Source organism: Sphingopyxis macrogoltabida (assembly GCF_001307295.1).
Taxonomy (GTDB): domain Bacteria; phylum Pseudomonadota; class Alphaproteobacteria; order Sphingomonadales; family Sphingomonadaceae; genus Sphingopyxis; species Sphingopyxis macrogoltabida_B.
The window spans coordinates 3,000,853-3,018,861 of sequence record NZ_CP012700.1; the positions used below are offsets into that span (position 1 = coordinate 3,000,853).

Annotated in this window: 12 protein-coding genes, 1 tRNA gene and 1 pseudogene; 3 read left to right on the plus strand and 11 right to left on the minus strand. The window is 65.1% G+C overall.

All coding sequences use genetic code 11. The features are described 5' to 3' along the window. Positions 1–19 precede the first annotated feature (19 nt). Positions 20–2,266, plus strand: coding sequence for a TonB-dependent receptor (locus AN936_RS14000; protein WP_054588675.1), 2,247 nt, complete (start codon positions 20–22; stop codon positions 2,264–2,266). 75 nt (positions 2,267–2,341) lie between these two features. On the opposite strand, the gene AN936_RS14005 is transcribed toward AN936_RS14000, so the two are convergent. Continuing rightward, entirely contained in the window at positions 2,342–3,832 is a 1,491-nt protein-coding gene (locus AN936_RS14005) for an acyl-CoA synthetase (RefSeq protein ID WP_054588676.1), read from the minus strand. Positions 3,833–4,009: 177 nt separating this feature from the next. On the opposite strand from AN936_RS14005, the pseudogene AN936_RS14010 reads away from it, so the two are divergent. Beyond that, a pseudogene (locus tag AN936_RS14010) lies at positions 4,010–7,063 on the plus strand (efflux RND transporter permease subunit); the annotation flags it as partial. Positions 7,064–7,122: 59 nt separating this feature from the next. Here AN936_RS14010 and AN936_RS14015 read toward each other — a convergent pair. From AN936_RS14015 to AN936_RS25090, 8 genes are all read right to left on the minus strand, one after another. Beyond that, positions 7,123–7,392 (minus strand): hypothetical protein, encoded by a 270-nt coding sequence (locus AN936_RS14015; RefSeq protein ID WP_054588677.1) that lies wholly within the window; start codon positions 7,390–7,392, stop codon positions 7,123–7,125. 171 nt (positions 7,393–7,563) lie between these two features. After that, the gene (locus AN936_RS14020) at positions 7,564–8,271 is read right to left on the minus strand and encodes a response regulator (protein WP_054588678.1); all 708 of its coding nucleotides are present in this window, start codon (positions 8,269–8,271) and stop codon (positions 7,564–7,566) included. After that, positions 8,268–10,934 (minus strand): sensor histidine kinase, encoded by a 2,667-nt coding sequence (locus AN936_RS14025; RefSeq protein ID WP_054588679.1) that lies wholly within the window; start codon positions 10,932–10,934, stop codon positions 8,268–8,270. Before AN936_RS14025 ends, AN936_RS14020 begins: the two co-directional genes overlap by 4 nt. Next, a complete protein-coding gene (kdpC, locus tag AN936_RS14030) occupies positions 10,931–11,521 on the minus strand; it encodes a potassium-transporting ATPase subunit KdpC (protein ID WP_054588680.1) in 591 nt (196 codons plus the stop codon). Before kdpC ends, AN936_RS14025 begins: the two co-directional genes overlap by 4 nt. Before the next feature lie 9 nt (positions 11,522–11,530). Then, entirely contained in the window at positions 11,531–13,564 is a 2,034-nt protein-coding gene (kdpB, locus tag AN936_RS14035) for a potassium-transporting ATPase subunit KdpB (protein WP_054588681.1), read from the minus strand. 10 nt (positions 13,565–13,574) lie between these two features. Continuing rightward, positions 13,575–15,278 (minus strand): potassium-transporting ATPase subunit KdpA, encoded by a 1,704-nt coding sequence (kdpA, locus tag AN936_RS14040; protein ID WP_054588682.1) that lies wholly within the window; start codon positions 15,276–15,278, stop codon positions 13,575–13,577. Positions 15,279–15,290: 12 nt separating this feature from the next. Next, positions 15,291–15,380, minus strand: coding sequence for a potassium-transporting ATPase subunit F (locus AN936_RS14045; protein WP_054588683.1), 90 nt, complete (start codon positions 15,378–15,380; stop codon positions 15,291–15,293). An 11-nt stretch (positions 15,381–15,391) separates the two neighbouring features. Then, the gene (locus tag AN936_RS25090) at positions 15,392–15,535 is read right to left on the minus strand and encodes a hypothetical protein (protein ID WP_158500097.1); all 144 of its coding nucleotides are present in this window, start codon (positions 15,533–15,535) and stop codon (positions 15,392–15,394) included. Between the two features lie 288 nt (positions 15,536–15,823). Here AN936_RS25090 and AN936_RS14050 point away from each other — a divergent pair. Further along, positions 15,824–15,899, plus strand: a tRNA-Thr gene (locus AN936_RS14050). A gap of 72 nt (positions 15,900–15,971) precedes the next feature. On the opposite strand, the gene AN936_RS24720 is transcribed toward AN936_RS14050, so the two are convergent. Together AN936_RS24720 and AN936_RS14055 are read right to left on the minus strand one after the other, a co-directional pair. After that, positions 15,972–16,244: a hypothetical protein gene (locus AN936_RS24720; RefSeq protein ID WP_149037673.1), complete on the minus strand. Its 273-nt coding sequence runs from the start codon at positions 16,242–16,244 to the stop codon at positions 15,972–15,974. Positions 16,245–16,842: 598 nt separating this feature from the next. Beyond that, positions 16,843–17,990, minus strand: a protein-coding gene (locus AN936_RS14055; RefSeq protein ID WP_095385752.1) for an IS3 family transposase whose coding sequence is annotated in 2 segments (ribosomal slippage) — positions 16,843–17,732 and positions 17,732–17,990 — 1,149 coding nt in all. Because the reading frame shifts where the segments join, the coding sequence is not laid out codon by codon here. Positions 17,991–18,009 lie beyond the last annotated feature (19 nt).

Consider the following 18,009-nt stretch of genomic DNA (forward strand, 5'->3'; position numbering starts at 1 on the left):
GCAGATCAGGAGAGGGAAAATGAAAATTGTCCGATTGGGCGCGCTGCTCGCCGCCACCACCGCCCTGAGCCCCGCCGTGGCGCTCGCACAGGAAGTCGCGACCGCGCCGGCGGCGGCCGAGAGCGACGATAATAGCGTCGGCGACATCATCGTCACCGCGAACCGGCGCGAGCAATCCCTGCTATCGGTGCCGATCGCCATCTCGGCGGTCGCGGGCGACGCGCTCGCCAGCAAGGGGATCACCAATTCGGCTAATTTGCAGGATGCGGTGCCGAACCTCCAGATCAGCAGCCCCTATGGCAACACCCAGCCCAATTTCTCGCTGCGCGGCATTTCGGTCGCCAACGAATATAATTCGAACCAGGCGTCGCCGATCGGCGTCTATATCGACGACGTCTATATGGCGAGCCGCACCTCGCACGGCATGGGCCTGTTCGACCTCGACCGCGTCGAGGTGCTGCGCGGGCCGCAGGGCACGCTGTTCGGGCGCAACACCACCGGCGGCGCGATCAACTTCATCACCCGCGGGCCTTCGCTGTCGGGCAGCAATGGTTATGCCGAAGCCGGCTATGGCAATTTCAACACGATCACCGCACAGGCGGCGGTCGAGGCGACGCTGATTGAGGACCAGCTCGGGCTCCGCATCGCCGGAAATTATCTGAAAAGCGACGGGCTCATCGACAATGTCTTCCCCGGCGGCCGCGATCCCAACCGCCAGAATACGCTGCAGGGCCGCGCGACGCTGCGTTTCAATCCCGGCGGCGGACCGCTCGATATCAAGATCAAGGCCTATGGCGGCCGCGACCATGGCACCCAGGCGGCGATCCACGGCCTGCTCACCGCGCGCACCGGCCTCAAATTCTTCGAGGTCAACGAGAACCGCATCGGGCTCAACCGCACCGACGCCTATGGCATCGCGGCGACGATCTCCTACGAACTGTCGCCGTCCTTGAGCTTCACCTCGATCACCTCGCGCGACGGGGGTTCGCAGCTCATCCAGCAGGCGGCCGACGGGGCGCCGATCGATATTCTCGATGTCTGGTGGAAATCGAAATATCAGCAGTTCAGCCAGGAAGCGCGCTTCAACTATGGCGCGGACGGGCTGAACCTGGTCGGGGGTTTCTTCTACGGCTGGGACCGCGTGGTTACCGACAATGACTTCGCCATCGGCCAGGCGCTCGGCCCCGGCGTCGACGGCGGCTTTTTCCAGCATTACCGGCAGGAACGCCGATCCTATGCCGTTTTCGCACAGGGCGACTATGAGATCGCCGACGGCCTGACGCTGACGCTTGGCGCCCGCTATACCTGGGATCGCTCCAAATATCGCGACGGCTTCGCCTATCTCTATGCGGGCTATGTCGATACGGCGAAGACGCCGATCGCGACCACCGTCCCGTGCGCCGGTCAGCCGGGCACCTGCGCCTATGATCCCGATGCCCGCTTTGCGAGCAACGGGCGCGACAACGCGCTGACCGGTCGCGTCTCGCTGAGCTATCAGTTCGATGCCGGGCCGCTGGTCTATGCCAGCTATAACCGCGGCTATCGTTCGGGGGCGTTCAACGGCGGCAGCTACACCTCCTCGGGCGGCATCAACTATGTCGATCCCGAACGCGTCAACGCCTATGAAATCGGCGCGAAAGGCCGGCTTGCGGACAACCGGCTGACCTATTCGGCGGCCGCCTTCTATTATGATTATTCCAAGCAGCAGTTGCAGGATTTGCGCCCCGGGCCGGTCGGCATTCTCGTCAACGCGCCGAAGTCCGAAGTCTATGGCGCCGAACTCGAGACCAACTGGCGCGCCTCGGACGCGCTGACGTTGAACCTCGCGGTCGGCTATCTCCACGCGACCTATAAGGAACTCGTGCTCCAGGGCGCCGACATCGCAGGCAACGACCTGCCCTTCGCGCCGCGCTGGACGGCGCAGGCCGGCGCCGACATCCGGCTTTTCGATACGGGCGATTCCAAACTGACCTTCTCGCCGAATGTCGCCTATTTCAGCCGCCAGTTCTTCTCGCCGCTGAACGAGGTGAACGCTCCCGGCACGGGGCAGCAGAATGCCGAGCTGCAACAAGGTTCCTATGCCAAGGTGAACGCAACGCTCGCGCTGGAGATCGGCCGCTTCACGGTTAAGGGTTTCATCAACAACGCGTTCAACCGCAAGACCTATGCCTATGGCCTCGACCTGCGCGGGGCGGGCTTCCCTTACCCGTTCCTCGTGCCGGCAGCGCCGCGCACCTTCGGCGGATCGGTGCGCGTCACCTTCTGACGAAAAGGCCCGCCGCATATGCGCGGCGGGCCATTACGCCTCCCATGACCCGGCGCCTGGCGCCGGGTATTTTTTTTAGCCCGGCCAGTAGCGTTCGCGCACCAGGCGCTTGAGCAGCTTGCCCGTCGGATGGCGCGGCAATTCGGCAACGAAGTCGATCTGCTTCGGCTGCTTGATCCGGCCAAGGCGTCCTTGGAGCGATTGCCGGATATCCTCGGCGAGCTCCGGTCCAGCCTCCGCCCAGTCCGCGGGCTGCACGACGGCAACGACGCGCTCGCCCATTTCGGGGTCGGGCGCACCGATCACCGCGACATCGGCAACCCGCGGATGCGTGATGATCGCGTCCTCTATCTCCTGCGGGTAGATGTTGACCCCGCCCGATATGATCATGAAGCTCTGGCGATCGGTGAGGTAGAGATAGCCGCCGGTATCGACATAACCGACATCGCCGAGCGTCGTCCAACCATGGCGATTGCGGCTCGCCGCGGTTTTCTCGGGATCGTTATGATATTCGAACGCCGGGCCGTCGGCGAAATGGATCGCGCCGACCTCGCCGGCCGGCAGCGGATCGCCATCCTCGTCGCAGATCTTCAGCGTTCCCCAGATCGCGCGGCCGACCGAGCCCGGATGAGCGAGCCATTCCCCGGGCCCGATCGCGGTCAGCCCGTTGGCTTCGGTGCCCGCATAGAATTCGTGGATGATCGGCCCCAGCCACGCGAGCATCGCATGCTTGACCTCCACCGGGCACGGCGCCGCGGCATGATAGACGATGCGTAGCGACGAGAGATCGTAACGCCCGCGCGTTTCGGCGGGCAGCTTGAGCATCCGGATGAAATGCGTCGGCACGAACTGCGCATGGGTGACGGCAAAGCGTTCTATCAGCGACAGTGCCGCTTCGCCGTCGAACTTCTCCATCACGATCACGGTCCCGCCGAGCTTCTGGACCGCCATGCACCAGCGGAGCGGTGCCGAATGATAAAGCGGCGCCGGCGAAAGAAAGACCGTATCGGCGGCCATGCCATAGCTTGTCCGGCCGAACTCGGTCAGGGCGTTGGTTTGATCCAGCGACCCTTCGGGCAGCGCAGGACGGATACCCTTGGGCCGCCCGGTGGTGCCCGACGAGTAAAGCATGTCGATGCCGGGCGCTTCGTCGTCGATCGGTATGCCGGGAAACGCGACGCGTTCGGCCACGAAATCGCGCGCGCCGGGTGCGAAAATCTCGAGGCCGGTCACCGCAATCTCCGGAGACACGGGCGCCGACGCGATCAGCACGCGCGATCCCGAGTCCGCGATGATGAAAGCGATCTCGGGCGCCGCGAGGCGGGTCGATATGCAGGTGTAATAGAGCCCGGCGCGCTGCGCCGCCCAGACGATCTCGAAAAAGCGGGCGTCATTTTCCAGCATCAGCGCGATGCCGTCGCCGCGCACAAGGCCGAGCGCGCGCAACAGATGGGCGCCCTGGTTCGACCGGGCGTCGAGCTCGGCATAGGTAACGGTTTCGCCGGACCCCGCCATGCGATAGGCGGGCTTGTCGGGCGTGAGGCGAGCGTGGACGGACGGATGCATGTGCCATGCCTGATCCGGCGAACGGATTCGGTCCAATCGGCATTCGCGGGCCATCAATCGACGGACGCAATGAATTCGCGTACCAGACAAACAGCGCTGCGTTCCGAAAGGCGGCGACCGACGAGCGGGGCATCCCGTCCGCCCGGCCTTTTTGCGGAGACAGAAGATGATCCTCTCACGCCGGCGCCCGGCTTCTCCCCGCTCGAAGCCGAACAGCGCGTCACCTTCCCGGTCGAAACCGCGGTCGCCGGCCTGCCCGGGCTCAAATATACGCGATCGATCTCGCGCTATGGCCTCAGCCAGGTCACCGTCGTGTTCGAGGATGGGACGAGCATCTATTTCGCGCGGCAACTCATCAACGAGCGGCTGCAAACCGCGCGCGAACGGCTCCCGCCGGGCGTTTCGCCCGAGATGGGGCCGATCGCGACCGGGCTCGGCGAGATCTTCATGTACACGCTGGAGGCCGAACCGGGGGTAAAAAAGCCCGACGGTTCGGCATATACGGCCGAAGACTTGCGCACCTTGCAGGACTGGGTCATCCGGCCGCAGCTTCGCGGCACCCCGGGGGTGACCGAGGTCAACAGCATCGGCGGCCATGAACGCCAATATCATGTGACCCCCATCCCGGCGCGGCTTTCGGCTTATGGGCTGACGCTCGGCGATGTCGTCCAGGCGCTCGAACGCAACAACGACAACCGCGGCGCCGGCTATGTCGAGCGTTACGTCGAGCAATATCTGGTGCGCACCCCGGGTCAGGCGGCCGGCATCGACGATCTGAAATCGGTCGTCGTCAGCAACCGGAACGGCATTCCGATCCGCGTCGCCGATGTCGCCGACATCGGCCTCGGCGAAGAGCTGCGCACCGGTGCCGCGACCGAGGACGGCAAGGAAGTCGTCCTCGCCACGGTGATGATGCTCGCCGGCGAGAACAGCCGGGTCGTCGCCAAGGCGGCGGCCGAACGCCTCGCGGTGGCGGCGAAGGCGCTCCCGCCGGGCGTGAAGGCGGTGCCGATCTACGACCGCACCGATCTTGTCGAACGCGCGATCTGAACCGTCGAAAAGAACCTGCTCGAAGGCGCGCTGCTCGTCATCGTCGTGCTTTTCCTGCTGCTCGGCAATGTCCGCGCAGCGCTGATCACGGCGGCGGTCATTCCGGTCACGATGCTGATGACGATCACCGGCATGGTGCGTGGCGGCGTGTCGGGCAACCTGATGAGCCTCGGCGCGCTCGACTTCGGGCTGATCGTCGACGGGGCGGTCATCATCGTCGAGAATTGCCTTCGCCGCTTCGGCGAGGCGCAGCACCGGCTCGGGCGGCTGCTCGATCGCGGCGAGCGCTTCAAGCTGGCGGCATCGGCAACCTCCGAAGTCATCCGGCCGTCGTTGTTCGGTGTCCTGATCATCGCGCTCGTCTATGTGCCGATCTTCGCGCTCACCGGGGTCGAGGGGAAGATGTTCCATCCGATGGCGATCACCGTCGTGATGGCGCTGACCGCGGCGCTCATCCTGTCGCTGACCTTCGTGCCCGCAGCGATCGCGCTGTTCGTCACGGGCAAGGTCGAGGAGAGGGAAAGCCGCCTGATGGGCTGGGCGCGCCGCGCCTATGCGCCGGCGCTCGACAAGGCGCTTCGGCTGCGCGTGGCGTTCGTCGCGGGTGCCGTCGGCCTCGTCCTGCTCGCGGGTCTCGCCGCCAGCCGGATGGGGTCGGAGTTCGTCCCGAACCTCGATGAAGGCGACATCGCGCTACACGCGCTCCGCATTCCCGGCACCAGCCTGTCGCAAGCGGTCCAGATGCAGGCCGCGCTCGAAGGGCGGATCAAGCGCTTCCCCGAAGTGGAACGGGTGGTGGCAAAGATCGGCACCGCGGAGGTTGCGACCGATCCGATGCCGCCGTCGGTTGCCGACACCTATGTGACGCTCAAGGATCGCAGGCTGTGGCCCGACCCGAGGAAACCGAAGGCCGAGCTCGTCCGCGAGATGCAGGCCGCGGTCGCCGAGATCCCCGGCAATAATTACGAGTTCACCCAGCCGATCCAGATGCGGTTCAACGAGCTCCTGTCCGGGGTTCGCGCCGACGTCGCGATCAAGGTCTTCGGCGACGATCTCGATACGCTGAACGAAATCGGCGATGCGATCGAAAGCGTGGCCTCGAAGATCGAGGGTGCGCAGGACGTCGCGGTCGAGCAGGTCACGGGGCTGCCGATGCTCCAGATTACCCCCGATCGCGCCGCGCTCGCACGTTTCGGGCTCAATGTCGGCGACATCCAGGACGTGGTCGGCGTGTCGATCGGCGGCGTCGAGGCCGGGCAGATCTTCGAAGGCGACCGCCGCTTCCCGATCATCGTCCGCCTGCCCGAGACGATGCGCGAGCGGGTCGACGAAATCGGGCGGCTTCGCATCCCCCTGCCCGCGATCGGCCCGTCGAGCGACGTGACGCTAGGGGCGGCACCCGATGCCGGCCTGCGCGGCTTCATCCCGCTCGCGGACGTCGCGAAGATCGAGGTGGTTGTCGGACCGAACCAGGTCAGCCGCGAGGACGGCAAACGCCGCGTCGTCGTCACCGCCAATGTCCGCGGCCGCGATCTTGGATCGTTCGTCGACGAACTGCGGACGAAGGTCGGTGCCGAGGTCGGGGTGCCCCCCGGCTACTGGATCAGCTACGGCGGGACGTTCGAGCAACTGATCTCGGCCGCGAAACGGCTCCAGCTCGTGGTTCCGGCGGCCTTGCTGATGATCCTCGGCCTGCTCTACGCGCTGTTCCGGTCGTGGAAGGATGCCGCGGTCGTCTTTTCGGGCGTACCGCTGGCGCTCACCGGCGGCGTCGCGGCGCTGCTGATCCGCGGAATGCCGCTGTCGATCTCGGCCGGGGTGGGTTTCATCGCCCTCTCCGGCGTCGCGGTACTCAACGGCGCCGTGATGCTGAGCTTCATCCGCCAGCTTCGCGAAAGCGGTACGGGCCTCGACGAGGCGATCCGCGAAGGCGCCCTCACCCGCCTGCGGCCGGTGCTGATGACCGCGCTGGTCGCGAGCCTCGGCTTCGTGCCGATGGCGTTCAACGTCGGCGCCGGCGCCGAGATGCAACGACCGCTGGCAACCGTGGTCATCGGCGGGATTGTCTCCTCGACCATCCTGACCTTGCTCATACTTCCGGCGCTCTACCGCATGGTGCATGGCCGCCGGTCGAAAGGCGAAGCGCCGCCGCGGCCGGTCGCGGGAACCGTCCCCGTCTGAGCATCGCTCCGCTTTTCGAGGGGTCAGATGGTCCGTCAGCGCAGACTCAGCCACTGCACCTAATCGCGATCGGGCAGCCGTTGCCAGCGCTCGGAAACCTCCACCGACTCCCAAAGCCCGGGCCCGACGAACAGAAGCGCGCTGCCTGCGCTTCCGCAGATGAAGGTCAACGCGGCGAGCAGCATCGTGAACGACGTCGCGTCGCGTGCCGGCGTCGTCTGCACAAGGCAATGGAGCCGGACCGCGACCGGCCAGCCGAGGACGAGAAGCATGGCGCCGCCGATGCGAAGGCCCAGACGGGCGGCGAGCGTTTCCTGCCATTTTTTCATGATAACCTCCAAAGGAGGTTATCCAGTTACGCCGGGCGGCATAGTAATTCGAGATCGCGAAACGCCGTCCGGCATTGAGATTGCATATGATCGGCCGTGAGGCTTGACGATCGAACCTCGGCCATTCGGAACGACTTGCTCTCTACCGCCGCTTACATCGGCACCATATTTTCATTCCCCGGAACCCTCTGTCCCGAGCCGCAAGCGGTAGCCGATTCCGAGTTCGTTGCCGATGATCTGCGGCTGCTGCGGATCGGCTTCGAGTTTCTGGCGAAGCGTGCGGATCAGCACGCGCAAATATTCGACATGATGCTCATGCTCGCGCGGCCATACTTCGTCCATGAGCTGCTTGTGCGTGATGACGCGCCCGGGAAAGCGGGCGAGCTGCGCGAGCACTGCATATTCCTTGGGTGTGAGGTGGACCTCTTTGCCGCCCTTGGTCACGCGCCGGGCGACCAGGTCAAGTTTGACGTCCCCGACCGTCACGGCAAGATTGCCGCCGTCGCGCGTCAGCCGGTTCCGCAAGGCGACGCGCACCCGCGCGAGCAGCTCGTCGGTGTCGAATGGTTTCGTCAGATAATCGTCCGCGCCAAGGTCCAGCGCCGCGACCTTCTCGTCGGTCGCGTCGCGCGCCGATACGACGATCAGCGTCGCCTCCGACTTCTGCTTGACGAGCGGAACCAGTTCGAGCCCGTCGCGATCGGGCAGGCCGAGATCGAGCAGGACGATGTCGGGTCGTTCCTCACCGAGGCGGGCGATCGCCTCGCGCGCATTTTCGGCCTCGACGATCGCATAGTCGGCCCGCTCCAGCGCCGCACGGATCAGGCGGCGGATATGGAGTTCGTCATCGACGACCAGGATCTTGTGGCGAATTTTCATGGAATATCCTCGACGGTCAGATCCTTGACGAGCAGCGCTTCGGGGATGCGGATCGTGAAGCACGCACCATGCGGTTCGCCATTGTTGCCCGCTTCGACCGTCAGTCCCATCGCCTCGGCAAAGCCCTTGACGATGGCAAGCCCGAGCCCGGTGCCATGCTTGGCGCGGTCGCTGCCTTCGAGCCGGGTGAAGGTTTCGAAGACGCGCGTCTCGTTGCCGGGCGCGATACCGGGCCCCTGGTCGATCACCGACAGCAGGACAGCATCGGCGATGCGCTTCGCGCGAATGGTGATCGGCGTGCCGGGATCGGCGTAGCGTCCGGCGTTATCGAGCAGATTGATCAGGCAATGATGAAGCAGCACCGGGTCGACGCGCACAAGCGGAATGGCGGGCGCGATTTCGATCAGGACATCGTGCCCGGCCAGCGAGGCGCGGGTGTCGTGTGCGGCGCCCGCAGCAGCGTCGAATAGCTCGGTCGCTTCCGCCTTCATCGGAAGGGCGCCGGCCTCGACGCGTACCATGTCGAGCAGGTTCGAGACAAAGCGATTGAGGCGCAGCGCCTCGGTCTCGATCGTTTCGGCCATTTCTGCCGTGGGATGGCGCCGCATCTCCTGCGCCGCCGACAATATCGTGGTGAGCGGCGTGCGGAGGTCGTGGCTGACCGATGACAGCAACGCCGAGCGTAGCCGGTCGCGCTCGTCGACCTGCCGCGCTTGAAGCGAGGCTTCCTCGAGTTCCATGCGATCGAGCGCGATCGACGCCTGATCGAGCAGGCTCATCAGCAGCGGCACCTGATCCGACCGTACCGGCGCTTGCGCATCGTCGCGCGTCAGCCCGAGCACCCCGAGTACACCGCGCGTGGTCTGTAGCGGGTGAAAAAGCCAGTCCGACGCGGTCAGCGTTGCCGAACCCCGCCCGGCGGGCTGCGCATTGTCCATCGCCCACTGCGCCGCCGCCCGCTCGATCTGTTCGAGCCGGTCCTCCGGCGGCACGGCGGCGCGGAGCGTCGGGCCATCGGCCGACGGCAGGAGGAGGACAGTGCGGGCGTCGAGCAGGCGTCCGACCTCGGCGCAGATAGCCTGCATCAACCTGTCCTGATCGGGCGCCGCGGTAAGCTGGCGCGAGAAGCTGGCGAGCGCCGCATTCTGGCGGGCGCTCGACTGCGCAAGGTCGGCCTGGGCGCGCACGCGTGCCGCGAACTGGCTGGTGACGATGGCGACGCCAAGCAACACGAGGATGCTGATCACATTCTCGGGGTTGTTGACGGTCAGCGTACCGGTCGGCGGCAGGAAGAAGAAATTATAGGCGAGGCTCGATACCAGCCCCGCGAACAGCCCGGCGCGCAGGCCAAAGGTCGCCGCGGCAAACATGACGGGGACCAGATAGAGCAGCGAAATATTGCCAAGATCGATGACCTCGATGAGCACGCGGCCAAGCGCCGTCATCACGGCGACCATCGCGAGCGACCAGATATAATGTGACGGCTTGCCCCAACGCCCGGGGACCGGAGGCGCCGGCCGCGTCGCCTTGACCTCGGGCTCGCCCGGCAGGACGTGAACCGCGACATCGTCGATCGTCCGCACGAGTTGATCGACGACCGAGCCGTGACGCATCTCGAACCACCAGGGGCGGCTCGATTTGCCGATCACGATCTGCGTCGCGCGCGCGTCGCGCGCAAAACTGCGCAACCCCTCGACAACGCTCGCAGCAGGGACGGTAGCGGTCGCGGCCCCGAGCCGCGAGGCGAGCGCGAGTGTGTCGCCGAGTTGTCGCCGGTCGTCGTCGGTCAGCGCCTGACTGCGCCGCGTCTCGATATAGACCGCGCTCCACGGCGCCTTCAGCGCGTCGGCGAGCCGCTTGCCCGCGCGGACCAGTTCGGCGGCGACGGGAAGCTCGCTGACCGCCACGACGATCCGTTCCCCCACCGCGAAGCTGCCTGCAAGCGCGTGGCTGCGGACATGATCGAGCATCTGCGCATCGACCGCCTGCGCGGCACGGCGAAGCGCCAGTTCGCGGAGCGCGGTGAGGTTCGATTTGGAAAAGAAATGCGTCAGCGCCCGCGACGCCTCCTGCGGAATATAGACCTTGCCGTCGCGGAGCCGCTCGATCAGCTCGTCCGGCGGAATGTCCACCACCTCGATCTCGGCATTTTCGAGGATCGAGTCGGGCACCGTTTCGCGCACGCGGACGCGCGTGAACGATGCCACGACATCGTTCAAACTTTCGACATGCTGGATGTTGAGGGTCGAATAGACGTCGATCCCGGCGTCGAGCAGTTCCTCGACGTCCTGATAGCGTTTGGGGTGGCGGCTGCCCGGCGCGTTGGTGTGGGCAAGTTCGTCGACGAGCACGAGCCCCGGGCGCCGTTCGAGGATCGCATCGATGTCCATTTCGCCGAGGCTGTGCCCCTGATGATCGACCTCGCGCCGCGCGACGATCTCATGGCCGTGGACGAGCGCCTCGGTCTCCCGTCGGCCGTGCGTTTCGACCACCCCGACCACGACATCGACACCCGCATCGCGGCGCTGACGGCCGTCGGTCAGCATTTCCCACGTCTTGCCGACCCCCGGGGCCGCCCCGAGAAAGACCTTGAGACGGCCGCGGCCTTCCTGCGCCGCCTGACGCAGAAAGGCCTCGGGTAATGGTCGGTCGGCTTCGGTCACCTCGCCGGTTTAGCCCCAAGTGCATCGAGTCGTCGATTAAGCTTGAACAGATTGACGCGCGGCTCGCCCAGAAAGCCCAGCAACGGCGTCTCGACCGCCTGTTCTACCAGCCTGCGAATCGCAGCGGGGTCGAGTCCGCGCGCGCGCGCCACGCGTTCGCTTTGGTAAAGAGCCGCCTCGGGGCTGATATGAGGGTCGAGCCCCGAGGCGGAGGTCGTCACCAGGTCAGGCGGGACGTTTGGCCCTGGCGCCGTTTCGGAAAGCCGCACGACATCGGCCCGCACGCGGTCGGCGAGCGCCTGCGACGTCGGGCCGAGGTTCGAGCCCGACGAGGCCATTCCGTCATAACCGTCGCCCGCCGCCGACGGCCGGCTGTGGAAATATCGCTCCGACGCGAAGGCTTGCCCGACGACGGTGGAGCCGATGACGATCCCCTTCTCGCGAACAAGGCTGCCGTTCGCCTGACCGGGAAAAAAGGCCTGTCCGATACCGGTGATCGCGAGCGGATAGGCGAACCCGAGCAGCGCCGCGAAAAGCAACGTCATGACGAGCGCGGGGCGCAGCGAGCTGATGAGATCCTTGTACATGAATAATCCTCAGGCAAGACCGAGGCCGCCGACGGCCAGGTCGATGAGCTTGATGCCGACAAAAGGGGCGACGAGGCCGCCGAGACCATAGACGGCAAGGTTGCGTGCAAGCAGCGGCCCCGCCCCCATCGGCCGGTAGGTTACCCCCCTCAGCGCGAGCGGCACGAGCAACGGGATGATCAGCGCGTTGAAGATGATCGCCGACAGGATCGCACTCTCGGGGCTGGTGAGCCCCATGATGTTGAGCACGCCGAGCCCCGGATAAAGCGCGACGAACATCGCCGGGATGATCGCGAAATATTTGGCCACGTCGTTGGCGACCGAAAAGGTCGTGAGCGCCCCGCGCGTCATCAGGAGCTGCTTGCCCAGCCCCACCACCTCGATCAGCTTGGTCGGATCGCTGTCGAGATCGACCATATTGCCCGCCTCGCGCGCCGCCTGCGTGCCGGTGTTCATCGCGACGCCGACATCGGCCTGCGCCAGCGCCGGCGCATCGTTGGTGCCATCGCCGCACATCGCGACCAGCCGCCCGCCCGCCTGTTCCTTGCGGATCAGTTCGAGCTTGTCCTCAGGCGTCGCCTGCGCGAGGAAATCGTCGACCCCGGCCTCCGCCGCGATCGCCGCGGCAGTGAGCGGATTGTCGCCGGTGATCATCACCGTGCGGATGCCCATCGCGCGCAGTTCGCCGAAGCGTTCGCGAATGCCCGCCTTGACGATGTCCTTCAAGAAGATCGCACCGAGCAATTCGCCGTCCTTCGCGACCGCCAGCGGCGTGCCGCCGGCGCGCGCGATCTCGTCGGTGATCCGGCGGAGTTCGGTCGCGGCAGCGGTGGTCCCCGCGCCGGGATTGGCGCGCAGGACCGAATCCACCGCGCCCTTCTGAATCACGCTGTCGCCGATCCGGATGCCCGAGATGCGCGTCTGCGCAGTGAAAGCAATAATCTCTGCACCCGCGGGCATCTCGGCGGCCTGACCGAAGCTTTCGCGCGCCAGTACGACGATCGAGCGCCCCTCCGGCGTTTCATCGGCAAGGCTGGCGAGCAGCGCCGCCTCGGCGAGCTGCGCCGCCGAATGGCCGCCCACGGCGCGGAAATCGGTCGCCTGCCGGTCGCCGACGGTGATCGTGCCGGTCTTGTCGAGCAGCAGCACGTCGACGTCGCCCGCCGCCTCGACCGCGCGGCCCGACTTGGCGAGCACGTTGAAGCGCACGAGCCGGTCCATGCCCGCAATGCCGATGGCCGAGAGCAAGGCCGCGATGGTCGTGGGGATCAGGGTGATCAGCAGCGCCGCAAGGATCGCCACCGGAATGCTGCCACCCGCATAGCTTGCAAAAGCGGGGATCGTCCCGACCGCGATCAGGAAGATGATCGTCAGCCCGACGAGCAGCAGGGTCAGCGCGATCTCGTTCGGCGTCTTTTGCCGCTCGGCACCTTCGACAAGTGCGATCATCCGGTCGAGAAAGCCCTGCCCCGGGTTGACCGTCACCCGCACCCGGATCTCGTCCGAAATGACGCGCGTGCCCGCGGTGACCGCGCTGCGGTCGCCGCCCGCCTCGCGGATCACCGGGGCGCTTTCGCCGGTGATCGCCGCTTCGTTGACCGATGCCACCCCGGCGACGACTTCGCCGTCGGACGGGATGAGGTCGCCCGTCTCGACGAGTACCTCATCGCCGACCCGAAGGGCGCTGGCGGGCAAGCTTTCCCATGCTTTCCCGTCGCCCTTCACCCGCTTCGCCGTCAGTTCGGCCTTGGCCGCGCGCAGCGACGCCGCCTGCGCCTTGCCGCGCCCTTCGGCAAGCGCTTCGGCGAAGGTGCCGAAGAGCACGGTCAGCCACAGCCAGACGACGAGCTGGAACTTGAAGCCGGCGGCGATCCCGTCCTGCCCGACGACGAGCAGGATGGTGAGCAGCGCCGCGACGACTGCGGTGGTGAACATCACCGGATTGCGGATCAGCTCTTTCGGGTTGAGCTTGCGGAAGGCGTCGCCGATCGCCGGAACGATCAGGTCGGCGGTGAACAGGGACTTGGTTTGGGACCGAGCCATTTGGATATCCTTAGAAAAGCTGACCGTTGATCATCGCGAGATGATCGGCGATCGGACCGAGCGCGAGGCTCGGCAGGAAGGTCAGGCCGCCGACGATCAGCACGATGCCGACGAGCAGCCCCGTCCACAGCGGCCCGGTGGTCGGGAAGCTACCCGCCGTCGCCGGCGTATATTTCTTCGCCGCGAGGCCGCCCGCGATCGCGAGCATCGGCACGATGATGAAGAACCGGCCGATCCACATCGCGACGCCCAGCATGCCGTTATAGAAAGGCGTGTTGGCGCTGAGCCCGGCAAAGGCAGAGCCGTTGTTCGCGGTCGCGCTGGTGAAGGCGTAGAGGATTTCCGAAAAGCCGTGCGGCCCCTTGTTGAGCGGCCCGGCAAGACCCGCTCCGGTCACCGACGCGATCGCCGTAAAGCCGAGGATGACGAGCGGCAGCACCGCGATCGCGAGCACCGCAAGCTTGACCTCGCGCGCCTCGATCTTCTTGCCGACATATTCGGGGGTACGCCCGACCATCAGCCCGGCCACGAAAATGGCGAGGATCGCGAACAGGAGGAAACCATAGATTCCGGCGCCGACCCCGCCGACGACGACCTCGCCGAGTTGCATGTTGAACAGCGGGATCATGCCGCCGAGCGCAGTGAAGCTGTCGTGCATCGCATTGACCGCCCCGCACGACGCCGCCGTCGTGACGACCGCGAACAACGCCGACTGGGCGATGCCGAAGCGAACCTCCTTGCCCTCCATGTTGCCGCCGGCAACGCCGAGATTGTGGAACACCGGATTGCCCGCGGCTTCCTGCCAATAGGTGATCGCAGCCCCCGCCAGGAACAGCGCCATCATCGCGGCAAGGATCGCCCAGCCCTGACGCGGATTGCCGACCGCCTTGCCGAAGGTCCAGGTCAGCCCGGTACCGATGGCGAAGATCGACAGCATCTGGACGAAGTTGGTCAGCGCCGTCGGATTCTCGAAAGGGTGCGCCGAGTTGGCGTTGAAAAAGCCGCCGCCGTTGGTGCCGAGCATCTTGATCGCTTCCTGCGAAGCGACCGGCCCCAACGCGAGGGTCTGTTTGACACCCTCGAGCGTCGTCACGTCGACCGAGCCGGCGAGCGTCTGCGGCACGCCGCTCGCGATATAGAAGATCGCAAGCACGGCGCAGAGCGGCAGCAACAGATAGAGCGTGACGCGCGTCATATCGGCCCAGAAATTGCCGATCGTCTTCATCTCGCGCCGCGCGAAACCGCGGAACAGGGCGAAGGCGAGCGCGATGCCCGTCGCCGCCGACAGGAAGTTATGGATCGTGAGGCCGAGCATCTGGCTCAGGTTCGACATCGTCGATTCACCGCCATAGCTTTGCCAGTTGGTGTTCGCGGTAAAGCTGATCGCCGTGTTGAAGGCGAGGTCGGCGCTGGTGCCGTCATAGCCCAGCGGATTGAGCGGCAGCACGCCCTGCAGGCGCAGGATTGCATAAGTGAAGAGCGCGAGCGCCGTATTGAAGATGAGCATATGCGCGGCGTAGCGGCGCCAGCCCTGCTCCTCGGCCGGGTCGATGCCCGAGAGGCGGTAGAAACCCGTCTCGAGGGAGCCCAGCACGCGGTGGAGCGGTGTGCGGCGCCCCTCGTAAAGCGCGAAGAGCCATTGCCCCATCGGCTTCGCGAGAAGCAGGAGGATGCCGGCGAAGGCGGCGATCAGGAGCCATCCCTGAAACGTCATGGCGCGCCTCCCCTAGAAACGTTCGGGCCGCGCGAGCACGGCGACGAGGTAGAAAAGAAGGCCGAGCGCGGTGAGGCCCGCGAGCCAGAGGTCGAGGGTCATGGCATCGGTCCCTATGCGTCGTCGCACAGCCGCGCATAACCGAGGCTCGCGGCGAGAAGGGCGAGGATGATGCCGATCCAGATCAGATCCTGCATGATGTTGCTCCGGCAAGACGCAGGCCACGGAAGATGGCGAGTCGTCTGCAGGAGGCTCAAATAGGCCGGGGCCGCGTTTGAATTCGAGAGCGCGAAATCGGGGCGCGCATAGTATTTGCGTATGATTTTTTCGAAATTCGCCCCATGCCGCAGACAGCTTGAGGATGCGGCATCGCGCGCTGCTCCTGCGAGGGGCCGGGGGAGCGAGGTAACAGCCGCTCGATATCCGCCTGACCTGCGCCGCTAATCAGACCCTCTCTGCCCGGGACGCAATCGGCGCGGCGCACCAAAACAATTGCCAGACGATGCTTGTCATCATCCGGCCGCGCTGTTAGAGGCGCCGGCGTTGCCGCTTTAGCTCAGTTGGTAGAGCACATCATTCGTAATGATGGGGCCACAGGTTCGAGTCCTGTAAGCGGCACCACCCACAATGCTGAAGACGATATTCTCCAAGAGAGATTGAGCGCCTCTTCGGCGAACCCCGCACTGCTATCGCCTAAAATCCGCGCCACAGCATGAGCTGCACGCGCTCGAACGCTTTGATCGATATCTCTTTCAAGCGCCGTACAATTCCCGGTAGCTGTTCTGCCGGGAATAATCTCGATAGCGCGTCGCATAAGAAAAATGGTGCAGAAGAGGAACTGAACTGGGCATCAAAGCGGCGGAAATCCGATGCAATCAACAACGAGATACCGCTGAAACCATCATAGAAACCATCACAAAATTTGGCAAGGGCTGGACGATATCGGAAGCCGATTTTTGGTTGCAAATTCGCTCGCGATCGCAGTCGCAGCTTTTCAAGCTCGCCGGCAGAAAAATCGCCGACCGAGTAATCATTTTATGAGCGTCGAATTCGAGCTGGCAACTTGCTAGCTATTGCGGCCCAGTCCTGTTGACGAGGCCAATAAGGTCGAGACCACGCGTTCGAGTTCGGCCAGTGCGGCAATTGCCCCCATTCCCAAGAACGACCGCGCGCGCCCGGCGCTGGCCAACGGGCCGCCTTGCGCCGATCGCCTCAGAGAGTTGCCGCACATCCGCCAAAGGACGACAAATGGAGGCTTTGAGCGTCGATCATAACGGTCGAGTTCGCGCCTCGCGCTGTCGCCCGGGTCGTCTTGCAACTATGTACGGTGCCCTTCCGACCAGGCCAAAACAAATCCCATAGCTCAATCCCAGAGCCCACGCGGGTTCCCCCATCAGAGGCTTTCGTACGCTAAAGCGCCCGAGCCCTTCGCGTTAGGATGTGGATTAGCGCCAGAATGGGGCTCTGACTCACTTTTGGTGCAAGTGCGTTGATAGTGGCGAGTTTTTCCCCGAAGGAGGAGGGTGGCCTGCTGCCGGTTTGGTGGACACCGAGATAAGTTCATTCAGGCTACCCCAGCTTCACGTTCGAAGTCGATAGGACTGAGGTAACCCAAGGTCGAGTGACGCCGGGTCGGGTTGTAGAAGCATTCGATATAATCGAACACGTCGGCCTTCGCCTGCGCCCTCGTGCGGTAGATCTTCTTCCCGATCCGCTCGGTCTTGAGCGAGGAGAAGAAGCTCTCCATGGCGGCATTATCCCATACATTGCCGGACCGGCTCATTGAGCAGGTGACCCCATTGTCGGCCATGAGCCGCTGGAACTGCTCGCTGGTATACTGGCTGCCCTGATCCGAGTGATGCAGGAGAGCATCGGGCTTGCCGCGCCGCCAGATCGCCATGATCAGCGCATCGGTGACGAGCTGGGCTGTCATGTTGGGAGTCATCGACCATCCGACCACCCGGCGCGAGAACAGGTCGATCACCGCAGCAACATAGAGCCATCCCTCGGCCGTCCAGATATAGGTGAAGTCGGCCACCCACTTCTGGTTCGGCCTGTCTGCCGTGAACTGGCGATCGAGCACGTTGCCGGCGATGACCGAACGATCGCCGTGATCCTTGGGAAGCCCGCGTCGCCGCGGCCTCGCTCGCAGACCCTGCGCCCGCATGAGCCGTTCGATCCGGTGCAGGCCGCAGGACACCCCATCGGCCAGCAGGTCGTGCCAGACACGGCGCGCGCCATAAGTGCGATAACTTCCTACATGGCTGGCACGGACCTTCGCACCGATCACCTCGTCGTCGCGGGCACGCTGCGACGGCGGGCGGATCAGCCAGGCATGGAAGCCGCTTCGCGAGACACCGAGCGCCCCGCACATCCATGCCACCGGCCAGATCCCTCGGTGCTTCGCGATGAACTGGAACTTCATATCGAGTCCCTCGCGAAGTAGGCGGCGGCTTTTTTTAGGATGTCGCGCTCCGCCTTCAACTTGGCCAGCTCGCGCCGCAGGCGATCGATCTCCATCTGCTCCGGCTTCATCTGACCGTGACCGGGAAAGGCATGACCCGGATCGGCGGCAAGCTCCCGGACCCATTTACGCAGCACGTTCGCATGCACATCCAGATCGCGCGACGCCTGCGCGATCGTCACCCCGCGTTCGCGGACCATCCTCACCGCCTCAAGCTTGAACTCGCGGCTGAACTTCCTTCTTTGCATTGTGGACCTCCGATAGGTG